This is a genomic window from Mesorhizobium sp. M0954, assembly GCF_040319155.1.
Taxonomy (GTDB): domain Bacteria; phylum Pseudomonadota; class Alphaproteobacteria; order Rhizobiales; family Rhizobiaceae; genus Mesorhizobium.
Genome location: NZ_JAMYNR010000005.1, coordinates 168,657 through 181,023 on the forward strand (window position 1 = coordinate 168,657; position 12,367 = coordinate 181,023).

Annotated in this window: 10 protein-coding genes; 2 read left to right on the forward strand and 8 right to left on the reverse strand. The window is 63.9% G+C overall.

What is annotated here, in order from left to right:
• The first annotated feature begins 224 nt into the window (after window positions 1-224).
• Complete coding sequence (locus NKH93_RS09225) at window positions 225-977, forward strand: SDR family NAD(P)-dependent oxidoreductase (protein ID WP_352448445.1); 753 nt, start codon at window positions 225-227, stop codon at window positions 975-977.
• Between the two features lie 40 nt (window positions 978-1,017).
• Here NKH93_RS09225 and NKH93_RS09230 read toward each other — a convergent pair whose 3' ends face one another.
• Both NKH93_RS09230 and NKH93_RS09235 read right to left on the reverse strand, forming a co-directional pair.
• A complete protein-coding gene (locus NKH93_RS09230; protein WP_352540401.1) occupies window positions 1,018-1,599 on the reverse strand; it encodes a DUF1349 domain-containing protein in 582 nt (193 codons plus the stop codon).
• Window positions 1,600-1,636: 37 nt separating this feature from the next.
• Window positions 1,637-3,073 (reverse strand): aldehyde dehydrogenase family protein, encoded by a 1,437-nt coding sequence (locus NKH93_RS09235; RefSeq protein ID WP_352970037.1) that lies wholly within the window; start codon window positions 3,071-3,073, stop codon window positions 1,637-1,639.
• A 175-nt stretch (window positions 3,074-3,248) separates the two neighbouring features.
• Here NKH93_RS09235 and NKH93_RS09240 point away from each other — a divergent pair, with 175 nt between their 5' ends.
• Window positions 3,249-4,280: a hydroxyacid dehydrogenase gene (locus tag NKH93_RS09240; protein WP_352969982.1), complete on the forward strand. Its 1,032-nt coding sequence runs from the start codon at window positions 3,249-3,251 to the stop codon at window positions 4,278-4,280.
• A gap of 27 nt (window positions 4,281-4,307) precedes the next feature.
• On the opposite strand, the gene NKH93_RS09245 is transcribed toward NKH93_RS09240, so the two are convergent.
• From NKH93_RS09245 to NKH93_RS09270, 6 genes are all read right to left on the reverse strand, one after another.
• A complete protein-coding gene (locus NKH93_RS09245) occupies window positions 4,308-4,793 on the reverse strand; it encodes a hypothetical protein (RefSeq protein ID WP_352813841.1) in 486 nt (161 codons plus the stop codon).
• Between the two features lie 104 nt (window positions 4,794-4,897).
• Window positions 4,898-7,852, reverse strand: a complete 2,955-nt coding sequence (locus tag NKH93_RS09250) for a nitrate reductase (RefSeq protein WP_352769059.1) — start codon at window positions 7,850-7,852, stop codon at window positions 4,898-4,900.
• Window positions 7,853-7,855: 3 nt separating this feature from the next.
• Window positions 7,856-8,185 carry a nitrite reductase small subunit NirD gene (gene nirD, locus NKH93_RS09255; protein WP_023676297.1) on the reverse strand — a complete coding sequence of 110 codons (330 nt, stop codon included), beginning with the start codon at window positions 8,183-8,185 and terminating at the stop codon, window positions 7,856-7,858.
• A gap of 66 nt (window positions 8,186-8,251) precedes the next feature.
• Window positions 8,252-10,702, reverse strand: a complete 2,451-nt coding sequence (gene nirB / locus NKH93_RS09260) for a nitrite reductase large subunit NirB (RefSeq protein ID WP_023676296.1) — start codon at window positions 10,700-10,702, stop codon at window positions 8,252-8,254.
• 19 nt (window positions 10,703-10,721) lie between these two features.
• On the reverse strand, window positions 10,722-12,023 hold the full coding sequence (locus tag NKH93_RS09265) for an MFS transporter (protein ID WP_352969984.1): 1,302 nt from the start codon (window positions 12,021-12,023) through the stop codon (window positions 10,722-10,724).
• 58 nt (window positions 12,024-12,081) lie between these two features.
• Window positions 12,082-12,279, reverse strand: a complete 198-nt coding sequence (locus tag NKH93_RS09270; protein ID WP_352469909.1) for a twin-arginine translocation signal domain-containing protein — start codon at window positions 12,277-12,279, stop codon at window positions 12,082-12,084.
• Window positions 12,280-12,367: the final 88 nt, after the last annotated feature.

Here is a 12,367-nt window from a genome sequence, read left to right on the forward strand (position 1 = left end):
GTGCAGTGCAATATAACCCATCCGGCGCCGCCTGTCACCCGGATGCCAACCGGGCGCGTCGTTCCAGCCGTTCTCTCCATACCGGGCGAGACGATTTGGCCAGAAGGCAGTGCCGTACAATTGACCGGTGCTGGCCCATCATAAGCTGTTCTGAGGTTGCAAGTCCGCGCTTGAACTTGTCCGCCGTTGACTTCACATTCGCCGCCAATTGGGAGGAAGACCACATGCCGATGAGTTTCGCGGGACGATTTGCCGGACGATCTGCTGTTATCACCGGCGGCGCCTCAGGCATCGGCCTGGCCGTCGCGCAAAGGATCACTGGCGAAGGCGGGCGTGTTTCGGTCTGGGATCGCGATGCCGCCCAGATCGAGCAGGCCAAGGCCATTGTTCCAGGCCTGCACAGCGTCACCTTAGACGTCGCCGACCCCATAGCGGTCGAAGCCGCCGCCGGAGAGACGATCGAAGCGCTTGGCGCGGTCGATGTCCTTGTCACCAGTGCTGCCATCACCGGGCCGAACATGACGACCTGGGAGTATTCGGTGGAGGATTGGCGCCGGGTCACCGACATCAACATCAACGGCGTCTTCTTCTGCAACAAGGCGCTGGTCCCGCATATGCTCGAACGCAATTACGGCAGGATCATCAACATCGCCTCGATTGCCGGCAAGGAAGGTAACCCGAACGCCTCGGCCTACAGCACCTCCAAGGCGGCGGTGATCGGCATGACCAAATCGCTCGGCAAGGAACTGGCCAAGACCAAAGTAACGGTGAACTGCGTCACGCCGGCGGCCGTGCGCACCGCGATCTTCCAGCAGATGAGCCAGCAACACATCGACTTTATGCTGTCCAAAATACCAATGGCGCGGTTCGGCGAGGTCGAGGAGGTGGCGGCGCTGATTTGCTGGATCGCGTCCGAGGAATGCTCGTTCACAACGGCGGCCGTCTTCGACGTCTCCGGCGGCCGGGCGACCTACTGAGGCAGGCCGGACGCAAACCGCGCGACCGGATCGCGGCGCCTTAGTCGTGAAGTTCTCGCGAGATCGGCGGGCCGATCGAAAAATCGCTGAATGTCACCTCGAAGCCCTCGCGCTGCGGCGAACAGCACATCATGCCGACATCGACCGTTTTCGACGGGGGGAAATAGGCAAGCCGCACCGGTTTCCAGTGCTTGTCGAATGCGTCGCGATACTGGACGCGGACCGTCTCGGCATGGCGGGTCAGGCGGATCCTGACCCCGTCCGGATCGGCCGGTATGCTGGCCAGCGACCAGTCGGAGGCATCGTTCGTGACGACGACGGAAAAATACATCAGCCCGTCAGTGTATTCGATGCCGGCCTTGATCCAGTGCGTCTCGCTCAGGCGGACCATAAGCCCGGCCTGATCGTAAAGCACCTCATAGTGCCCCTTGACCGTGACTTCGGCGCTGAAATCGCCCTCGACCTCACGATAGAGGAAATGGCCATTGTCGCGCCAGAAGCCGTAGAACGTCTCGCGCCAGAAGTCGGTCTCCTCGCCGGTCCGTACATGCACCGTATTGTTGCCGAAGGCGTGGTGCGGCGGCGGATTGAGCCAGGTCAGGTCCGTATTCTCAGATGCCATCGACTTGCTCGCTGCCTGGCTGGTCTGCCGCCTTTTCTTAGCCGGAAAACGTGTAAGCGGTCTTCACCGTGGTGTAGAACTCTGCGGCATAGCGGCCCTGCTCGCGCGGGCCGTAGCTCGATCCCTTGCGCCCGCCGAAAGGCACGTGGAAGTCGACGCCCGCCGTCGGCAGATTGACCATGACCATGCCGGCTTCCGAATTGCGCTTGAAGTGCGTGGCATGCTTGAGGCTCGAGGTGCAGATGCCGGAGGTCAGGCCGAACGGCGTGTCGTTGGCCACCGCCAGCGCCTCGTCATAATCCTTGACGCGGATGACGTTGGCGACCGGTCCGAAAATCTCCTCGCGCGAGATGCGCATGGCGTTGGTGGTTTCGGTGAACAGCGCCGGCTGCAAATAGAAGCCGCGGGTTTCACGATCGAGCCGCTCGCCGCCGAAGGCGAGATCGGCACCTTCCTGACGTCCGATGGCGATATAGTCCTCGTCCTGTTTCAACTGGCTCTGGTCGACAACCGGCCCGATCTGGGTCTTGGCATCGAGAGCGTCGCCGACGACCAACTTGGCCATGCGGTCCTTGAGCGCCTCGACGAAGCGGTCGTGAATGCCGTCCGTCACCACCAGCCGTGACGACGCCGTGCAGCGCTGGCCGGTCGAGAAGTAGGCACCGTTGATGGCGCAGTCGACAGCGACGGCAAGGTCGGCATCGTCGAGCACGACAAGCGGGTTCTTGCCGCCCATTTCGAGCTGGAACTTGCGCATGTGCTCGACGCTGGCGGCGGCGACGCGCTTGCCGGTGCCGACCGATCCGGTGAAGGTGATCGCGTTGAGGTCAGGACTGTCGAGCATGGCCTGGCCGACCACCGAACCTTTGCCCATCACCAGGTTGAGCACACCCTTGGGCAGCCCGGCGCGGTGCAGGATGTCGACAATAGTCCAGGCGCTCTCCGGAACGAGTTCCGCCGGCTTGAAGACGATGGTGTTGCCGTAGGCCAGCGCCGGAGCGATTTTCCAAGCCGGAATGGCGATCGGAAAATTCCACGGCGTGATGATGCCGACGACGCCGACCGCTTCACGGGTGATCTCGACGCCGACGCCGGGCCGCACGCTCGGCACCAGCTCGCCCGACAGGCGCAGCGTCTCGCCGGCGAAGAAGTCGAATATCTGGGCGGCGCGGACAGTCTCGCCGATGCCCTCGACCAGCGTCTTGCCTTCCTCGCGCGCCAACGCCCGGCCAATTTCATCTTTCCGCGCGGTGATCTCGTCCGACGCCTTCCTCAGCACCGCATGGCGGGCCAGCAGGCCCGATCGGGACCACGCCGGAAATGCCGCCTTCGCCGCCGCGATGGCCTGCCGGGCGTGCTCGGCGCCTCCCGATGCATATTCGCCGACCACGTCGTCGAGATTGGACGGGTTGATGTTACGGGAGCCGGCATCGCCTACCCACTCTCCATCGATGAGGTTCTTTCGAAACGGGATCATGTCGCTGTCTTCCTTGTCGTCCTTCGATCGCCGTCTATCTGGACCACCGACCGCCGCACCGCAAGGCCGAAGCCAGGCAAACTTCTCCTCCTCGACAGGCATGTGATAGGTGTCGGGGCGGGAGAGACGATTCCAGTGTGGTGCGACGCGGATCGCACGGGAGGAAAGCATCATGTCCAACAGCGCCTTGCCGCTGGTGATCAGCGCACCCGAACCGCGCACGCTCAACCTGATCTTCACGCCGGCTGCGCTGGCGAAATTTCGATCGAAATACCGCATCGTCGAAATATCGCCCGAAGCGGTGGCGGCGCTGCCGGCCGATATCCTTGCCGAGGCGCGCTACATCGTCGGCCAGCCACCTATCACGCGGGAGACGCTGGAAAGAATGAAGGCGCTGCGCTGCATCTTCAATGTCGAGAGCAACCTCATCAACAACATGCCCTACGAGACGCTGTTTTCGCGCGGCATCCATGTCGTCACCACCGGGCTGGTGTTTGCCGAACCGGTGGCCGAGCTCGGCCTTGCCATGGCGCTCAACCTCGCCCGCGGCATCGTCGACGCCGATCTCGCCTTTCGTCAGGGCAAGGAGCTGTGGGGCGGCGACGGCAACCGGACGGCACGGCTTCTTTCCGGCGCGGATGTCGGCATTATCGGCTTCGGCGATCTTGGCCGTGCGCTCAACCGGCTGCTGTCAGGCTTTCGCACGCGGACAAAAGTCTTCGACCCGTGGCTGCCGCCGTCGATCCTGATCGAAAACGGCGTCGAGCCCGCCTCTCTCGACGACGTTCTGTCGAACAGCGATTTCGTCTTCGTCGTCGCTTCCGTGACTGGCGAAAACCAGGGCTTCCTCGGCGCCGAGGCGTTTGCCAGGATGCGCAAGGGAGCCGCTTTCATCCTGCTCAGCCGAGCCGGCGTGGTCGATTTCCCGGCGCTGATGGACATCGTCCGCAGCGGCCATATCGTCGCCGCCAGCGATGTTTTTCCTGAGGAGCCGCTTGCCCAGGATCACCCGGTCCGCACATTGCCGGGGTTCCTGCGCTCCGCCCACCGGGCCGGTGCGCTCGACATCGCTTTCAAGCGGATGGGCGACATGGTGCTGGAAGACATGGACCTGGTCGACCGCGGCCTGCCGCCGATGCGTTCGAAGCGGGCCGAGCGTGAGACCGTTTCGCGAATGCGTTCGAAGCCGGTCGACAAGAATTAGGCCGTCTGCCCGACGGGTCGCACATGCTCAGATGGTGAAGGACCAAAACAGGCAGGCCAGTGTCGCTGCGGCGAAGACGACGAAGAACAGGCTTCGCAACAGGATGTTCCGGCGCAGCTCGTTGATGAAGAGATGGCATCCGACGACGGCTGCGACAAACAGGAACCGCCAGTTCAGCAGTGCCGGGAGCACATCGCGCTGACCGAAAGCAAATCTCGCGGCGAGACATCCAACGATGACCGCAAACAACAAGATGACCGTCCAGAAGATCGCATCGGCGGCATGTGTCAGGACGATGCCAGCGAGCCTGATCGGCAGAACCATCATCAGCAGTGCGCTGAAAAAATAGATCGCCGCGAGCGGAATGAACGTCCCCGCATCGGCGATGTCGCTCAAGCGCTTGGCGCCGATCGCGCCATAGGGATAGCCATGCCTGGCCACCATCAGGCAGAGCGCCATCAGCAAGGCCGCCAGCGCGGCGGCAAGCGCGAATGAGGTCAGGGCTTTGCTCATGAGGCTCCCGTTCCGAGCGAATCGAAGTCAGAACGTTGGTAGCCCATGGTTTGTAAATTGCTAGTAAGCATCATGCAGCGGCACGGCAGAGTTTCTCGGTGCATTCACTCCGCAGCTTGCAGACGCCGCCCGTCGATAATGGTCTTGATCTCGGCGCGGCAAGAGCCGCAATTGGTGCCGGCGTGAAGGGCGGCGCCGATTGCCGCGACGCTGGTACAGCCGCCGCGTACCGCTTCCGCGATCTGGTTGGCACCAACCCCGAAACAGGCGCAGACGATGGCACCGCGGTCGACGCTGTTGCCGCCCGGCCGCCCGGCGACAATCGCCAGCCGCGCCTGCCGATTGGCATGGTCAGCGCCAAGTTGTTCGACTGCCCAGCCGCGCGACACCGCCACCGGGGTTGGCGCAAGATAGAGCGCGCCGACCAGCCTATTGCCTGCGAAACGGGCGAAGCGATGGTGCCCGCCGGCGATGTCGTGATAGGCGAGCGTCTCGCCTTCCATGCCTAATAGCGCGGCGGCAAACCCGGTCCAGTCGCGGCTGTCCTGCAGCGCAATTTCAAGCCGCCAGCCGGCGGGGCCGCGGGCGAGGCTCCAGTAATCGGCGTCGATCGATGCGGGCCGTTCGGCAAGCACGGCGAAGCCGAAGGCTGTGGCGGCGAACCGCTCGATGCGGGCGGCAACATTCTTCGAGGCCGGTTGGCCTGAAATCGCATCGGTCGTCGGCGCGACCAGTGCATCGACGCGCGCGCGGCCGGAGAACTGATCGGTCCAGTGCATCGGAACGAATACAGAGCCTTGGCGTTGGCGCACCGTCACCAGGGCGCGGACCAGCACCTCGCCATGGGCAGTCGAGACGCGGACGATCTCGGCATCGCCGATGCCGAAGTGCTGCGCATCCGACGGGTGGATTTCGACGAACGGTTCGGCCATGTGCTGCGACAAGCGCGGGCTCTTGCCGGTCCGCGTCATGGTGTGCCAATGGTCGCGCACGCGCCCGGTGTTGAGCACCAGCGGGAAATCCGGGCTGGTGCGGGTTTGTGCGGCTGGGCGAATGGCAATGAAGCGTGCCTTGCCGTCGGGTGTGTAGAAATTGCCGTTGGCGAAGAAGCGGGTGCTTTTGTCCTCCGGCTGGCGCCGCGCGCGCCCCTCTGGCCTGGCGGCCACCTCCCCCTCAAGGGGGGAGATTGGCAGTTTTGCCGGCTGCGCCCACTCATCAACCTGGGAGACTGGCGATAGCCGAGCAGCAGGCTGATCTCCCCCCTTGAGGGGGAGATGGCCGGCAGGCCAGAGGGGGTCATCTGCGACGGCCTCCACCTCGGTGGGGCGACCCGGAGAGGTCGAGACTTCACCACCGACCCCACCCCGTCCCGCTTGTTTCGCTTTGCTCAACGCGCGTGCCGACCCTCCCCTCAAGGGGGAGGGTGAGGCCGGCGCTGGCCATTGGAACGGCAGAAGATCCTCATAGGCCTCTGCACCGATATCGCCATACGCGCCTATATCAAAATCGCGCGCGCCGTCATTCTCGAAGCCCGACAGCGCGGCATGCTCGGCGAAGATGTCGGCCGGCGACACATGCGAAAAAGCCTCGCCGAAGCCCATCCGCTTGGCGACTTCAGCGATGATCCACCAATCTGGCCTTGCCTCACCGGGCGTGGCCAAAAAGGCTCGCTGGCGCGAGATGCGGCGCTCCGAATTGGTGACGGTGCCATCCTTTTCGCCCCATGCGGTGGCCGGCAGCCGGACATGGGCGTGGCGGACCGTGTCGGTCTTGGCCAGCACGTCCGACACCACAACAAACGGGCAGGCCTTGATCGCCGCCTCGACGGCATCGGCGTCCGGCATCGAATCGACGGGGTTGGTGGCCATGATCCACAGCGCCTTGATGCGTCCGTCGGCCACCGCTTGGAACATCTCGACCGCTTTCAGGCCGGGTTTTTCGGCGGCGGTTGGGGCATTCCAGAAGCGCTGCACGCGTTCGCGGTGCTCGGGGTTTTCGATCTCCATGTGGGCGGCCAGCATGTTGGCCATGCCGCCGACCTCACGGCCGCCCATGGCGTTGGGCTGGCCGGTCACCGAGAACGGCCCGGCGCCGGGCTTGCCTATGCGGCCGGTGGCCAGATGGCAGTTGATGATGGCGTTGACCTTGTCGGTGCCCGCAGACGACTGGTTCACGCCTTGGCTGTAGACGGTCACCGTCTTCGCCGTCGCGGCAAACAGGCTGTAGAAGCGGGCCAGTTCGTCCTCACTGAGACCCGTGGCAGCCGCGATGCCGGCAAGATCGAGCGCCGAGGCGGCGAAAAGCGCTTGCCCGAAGCCGGTCGTGTGCGACGTGATATAGGTGCGGTCCAGCGCGTTGTGCTGGCCGAGATAGGCGAGCAGCCCGGTGAACAAAGCGACGTCGCCATCGGGCGCGATCGCCAGATGCATGTCGGCGATATCTGAGGTCATGGTGCGGCGAGGGTCGATCAGCACCACCTTCATCTCGGGCCGCTTTTCCCGGGCGGCGGCTATGCGCTGGTAGAGTACCGGATGGCACCAGGCGAGATTGGAGCCGACCAGCACGATCAGGTCGGCAAGTTCCAGATCCTCGTAATTTCCCGGAACGGTGTCCGAGCCAAAGGCGCGGCGGTGGCCGGCGACCGACGAGGCCATGCACAGGCGCGAATTGGTGTCGATATTGGCCGAGCCGATAAAGCCTTTCATCAGCTTGTTGGCGACGTAATAGTCCTCGGTCAGCAACTGGCCGGAAACATAAAAGGCGACCGAACCAGGGCCGTGTTCGGCAATGGTTTGCGAGAAGGTCGAAGCGACAAGGTCGAGCGCTTCGTCCCAGTCGGTGCGGCGACCGTGGATCTCCGGGTATAGCAACCTGCCGTCGAGATCGATGGTCTCAGCCAGCGCCGAGCCTTTGGAGCAGAGCCGGCCGAAATTCGCCGGGTGGTCCGGGTCGCCGCGAACGGTTATTTCACCGTCCGCGGCGACCTTCGCCAGCACGCCGCAACCCACCCCGCAATAGGGGCAGGTGGTCCTCACCTCGCGCGCTTCATCAATCTGCATGGTTCACGCCGCGCGGCTGGCCAGCGCTTCCAGCGCAATGAACAGCCGCTCGCCGTCGATCCGCACCGCAATGGTGCGCACCGCGCCCTCGTCCGCGCCGAGCGCCTTGCCTGTCTCCAGCGAGATCACCCAATTGTGCAAGGGACAGGTCACCGCCGTGCCATGGACGATGCCCTGGCTGAGCGGCCCACCTTTGTGCGGGCAATGGTCGTCGATGGCAAAGACCTGATCGTCGGCCGTGCGAAAGACGGCGATCTTTCCTTCCGGCGTGGCGACGCAGCGCGCGCCGCGACGCGGAATGTCCGAGAGCGTGCCGATCGATACCCAATTCATCTGGCCATTCCTCTTTTGCGCGTGTTCTTGTCCGAAAACCGCATTCCACTTTTCGGGAACACGCGCCTACTCCGCCGCCTGGGCAAAGCCGACCGAAGCCATCGGCCGGAATTCATGCTTGTCCTTGCCGGAAGCACGTTCCGACCATGGGTCGACCTGGGCGAATTTCTGCGAAAAGACGAAGCGGTCGAAATAGGCTTTGCGCTTCTCGCCATCGTCCATGATCTGACGCTTGATCTCAGCTATGCCGACGCGCTTGGCCCATTTGTAGATACGCTCAAGATAGCGACCCTGCTCGCGATACATCTGCGTCAACGCCACGATATGCTCCAGCGCCTCGTCCTCGGTCTTGACCAGGCCGAGCACTTCGGTGCCCTTGATGTCGAGACCGGCGGCGCCGGCGAAATGGATCTCATAGCCGCTATCGACGCAGATCACGCCGACATCCTTGCAGGTCGCCTCGGCACAGTTTCGCGGACAGCCCGACACCGCCATCTTGACCTTGGCCGGGGTCCACGAGCCCCACATGAATTTTTCGATACGGATGCCCAAGCCGGTCGAATCCTGCGTGCCGAAGCGGCACCAGTCCGAGCCGACACAGGTCTTCACCGTGCGCAGTCCTTTGGCATAGGCGTGGCCGGAGACGAAGCCGGCCTGACCGAGATCGGCCCATACCGCCGGCAGGTCTTCCTTGCGGATGCCGAGCATGTCAATGCGCTGGCCGCCGGTGACCTTGACCATCGGAATCTCGAACTTGTCGACGACATCGGCGATGGCGCGCAATTCGGCGGCGTTGGTGACGCCGCCCCACATGCGCGGCACTACCGAATAGGTGCCGTCCTTTTGTATGTTGGCGTGGACGCGCTCGTTGATGAAGCGCGACTGGTAATCGTCGGCGTATTCGTCGGGCCAGTCGCAGACGAGATAATAGTTGAGCGCCGGCCGGCATTTGGCGCAGCCGCAGGAGGTCTTCCACTCCAGTTCCTGCATGACGGCGGGAATGGTCTTCAGGCCCTTGGCCTTGATCAGCCGGCGGACCTCGTCGTGGCCAAGCGCGGTGCAACTGCACATCGGCTGGACCGCCGCGGGGTTGTATTTGTCGCCGATGGTCAGCACCATCAGCTTTTCGACCAGCCCGGTGCAGGAGCCGCAGGAGGCCGACGCCTTGGTGTGGGCGCGCACATCGTCGAGCGAGGTCAAGCCCCTGGCCGTGATCGCGCCGGTGATCTTTCCCTTGCATACGCCGTTGCAACCGCAGATTTCCGCATCATCCGGCAAGGCTGCAACGGCCGCCATAGGGTCCAGGGGGGCGCCTCCCTGGTAGGACTGGCCGAAGATGAGCGTATCGCGCATCTCGGATATGTCGGTCTGCTTCTTCTTGAGGTCGTTGAACCAGGCGCCGTCCGCCGTCTCGCCATAGAGCACGGTGCCGATGATGCGGTCGTCCTTGAGTACCAGGCGCTTGTAGACACCGGCCGCGGCATCGCGCAGCACGATCTCCTGGCGGTCATCGCCCTCGGCGAAGTCGCCGAGAGAGAACAGCTCGATGCCGGTGACCTTGAGCTTGGTCGGCGTGTCCATGTGGACGAAAGCCGCCGCCTCATTGCCGGCCAGATGGCTGGCGGCGACGCGCGCCATCTCGTAGAGCGGCGCGACCAGCCCGTAGACCTGGCCGTTGACCTCGGCGCATTCGCCGATTGCGTAGATATCGGGATCGTTGCTGCGCATGCCGGCGTCGACGACGATGCCGCGATTGACCGCAATGCCGGCTTCCTTCGCCAGCGCCGCATTCGGCCTGATGCCCACCGCCATGACGACGAGCGTTGCGGGAATGACTGTGCCGTCGGCAAGCTCCACCCGCTCGACCTTGCCGTTGCCGGTGATCGCCTGGGTGTTGGCCTTGGTGATGACCTTGATGCCGCGCTGCTCGACGGCGCGCTGCAGGAGATATCCGGCGGCCGGATCGAGCTGACGCTCCATCAGAGTCGGCATGACGTGCAGCACGGTGACGTCCATGCCCTGCGCGTTCAGACCCGCAGCCGCTTCCAGGCCGAGCAGGCCGCCGCCGATGACGACCGCCTTGGCCCGCGACTGGGCGGCAAGCATCATCGCCCGGACGTCGTCGAGATCGCGATAGGTGAGCACGCCGGGCAGATCATGGCCTGGCACCGGAATGATAAACGGCACCGAGCCGGTGGCGATGACGAGCTTGTCGTAGGGCTCGGTCACGCCATGATCGGAGGTGACGGTCTTTGCCTGCCGGTCGATGGCGACGATCTTGTGGCCCTTGTAGAGGGTGATGCCGTGCTTGATGTACCAGCCGTCGCCATGGATGATGATCTCCTCATAGGCCTTTTCGCCCGACAGAACCGGCGACAGCATGATGCGGTCGTAGTTCACGCGCGGCTCGGCGTTGAAGATGGTGACCTGGTAGCGCCCAGGCGCCTTTTCCAGGAGATGCTCCAGCATGCGCCCGGGGGCCATGCCGTTGCCGATGATGACGAGTTTCTCGGTCATGTCCTGATCCACTCCGCTCTCACTCAGCCGCGTAGGAAAGGCCTGAAGCTTCGTCAGACGCCGTGCGCTCCATCCGCCGGATGGAAAGATGCATCCAGGCAAAGCAGGTGGCGACAATGACGAAGAGCAGCATGAAGCAGCTCGACCAGACGCCGGTGAGGTCGTTGAGCACGCCGAAGGCGATTGGCAGGATAAAGCCGCCGAGCCCGCCAATCATGCCGACAACGCCGCCGACCGCGCCGACACTCTGCGGATAGTAAGCCGGGATGTGCTTGTAGACGGCGGCCTTGCCAAGGCTCATGAAGAAGCCGAGCACACAGGCAACGGCTATGAAGGCAAGCGGGCCGATCTCGAAATGGAAGGCGATCGGCCCGCTGATACCGCGCACGACGTAGTCTGCCGAGGGGAGAGACAGAACGAGAGTCGCGACGGCACTGACAGCGAAGGTGCAGTAGAGCACGGTGCGGGCGCCGATCCGGTCGGAAAGCACGCCGCCATAGGCGCGGAAAATACTTGCCGGAATTGAATAGGCCGCGCCAATCATGCCGGCGGTCGCAAGCCCGAAGCCGTAGACGCCGATCAGGTAGCGGGGCAGCCACAGCGAGAGCGCCACGAATGCACCGAAGGCGAAGAAATAATAGAAGGCGAAGCGCCAGACCTGCAGGTTCTTGAGCGGCGCGAATTCCTGCAAGAAGCTTCTCTTGGGCGCTGCCTTGCCGGCGCGGCGCTCGCGGATGACCGGATCGTCGCCAGTCGTGAACCAGAAGACGGCGGCCATGACGACTAGTGCTGCCGCCCAGATCAGCGCGACCGACTGCCAGCCCCAGGAAAGAAGCACGAACGGTGCCAGGAACTTGGTGACCGCGGCGCCGACATTGCCGACACCGAAAATGCCAAGCGCCGTACCCTGCTTGCCGGCCGGGAAGAAGCGCGAGACATAGGCGACACCGACGGCGAAGGAACCGCCGGCGAGCCCAACGCCTAATGCGGCGACCAGCATCTGCCCGTAGGTGTGCGCAAAAGCGAGCAGAAAGGTCGCGACCGCCGCCGCAAGCATGGTCGCGGTGTATACCAGCCTTCCGCCAAAACGGTCGGTCCAGACACCGAGCACCATACGCACGAGCGAGCCGGTGAGGATCGGCGTGCCGACGAGCAGGCCGAACTCCGTCTCGTTCAGCCCCAACTCCTGCTTTATGCGCACGCCGATGATTGAAAAGATCGTCCACACCGCGAAGCAGACGGTGAAGGCGATGGTGGACATGGCAAGCGCCTGCCGGGGAGCGCTGTCCTGGCTGGGCGCGGCTGGGAGATTTGCGGTCATTTTCTGGCTCCGGTTTGCGGCGTGGGAGGCACCGCCCTTGTCTGTTCGTTCGCGACTGTCAGCGGCGCAGCATCGGCGAACTGGTTGAAACCGACCTTTGCGCGGTCACTTCAAGACCCTTGCCGTCAGTCTTGGCGCCGGCGGGAAAGAGGAGGAGCGCGGCGGTGAACAGCGCCGCCGTCAGCGCGCTGGCGGCCAGAAAATCGCGGCGCGTGAAGTCCGCGAGGGACGCGCCAGTTCCGATCCGTTTCGTCATCGTCGTCTCCGGTTGGCGCCGCTTGGGACCAGCGTGTCGATTGCGTCAAAACAAAAAAGCCGCCGGCCAGGTCTTCGCGTCCGGGATT

Bases quoted from the DNA above. Each gene is read 5' to 3' on its own strand.
- NKH93_RS09225 (WP_352448445.1), top strand. From the start codon at position 225: ATGCCGATGAGTTTCGCGGGACGATTTGCCGGACGATCTGCTGTTATC.
- NKH93_RS09230 (WP_352540401.1), bottom strand. From the start codon at position 1,599: ATGGCATCTGAGAATACGGACCTGACCTGGCTCAATCCGCCGCCGCAC.
- NKH93_RS09240 (WP_352969982.1), top strand. From the start codon at position 3,249: ATGTCCAACAGCGCCTTGCCGCTGGTGATCAGCGCACCCGAACCGCGC.
- NKH93_RS09245 (WP_352813841.1), bottom strand. From the start codon at position 4,793: ATGAGCAAAGCCCTGACCTCATTCGCGCTTGCCGCCGCGCTGGCGGCC.
- NKH93_RS09250 (WP_352769059.1), bottom strand. From the start codon at position 7,852: ATGCAGATTGATGAAGCGCGCGAGGTGAGGACCACCTGCCCCTATTGC.
- nirD (WP_023676297.1), bottom strand. From the start codon at position 8,185: ATGAATTGGGTATCGATCGGCACGCTCTCGGACATTCCGCGTCGCGGC.
- nirB (WP_023676296.1), bottom strand. From the start codon at position 10,702: ATGACCGAGAAACTCGTCATCATCGGCAACGGCATGGCCCCCGGGCGC.
- NKH93_RS09265 (WP_352969984.1), bottom strand. From the start codon at position 12,023: ATGACCGCAAATCTCCCAGCCGCGCCCAGCCAGGACAGCGCTCCCCGG.
- NKH93_RS09270 (WP_352469909.1), bottom strand. From the start codon at position 12,279: ATGACGAAACGGATCGGAACTGGCGCGTCCCTCGCGGACTTCACGCGC.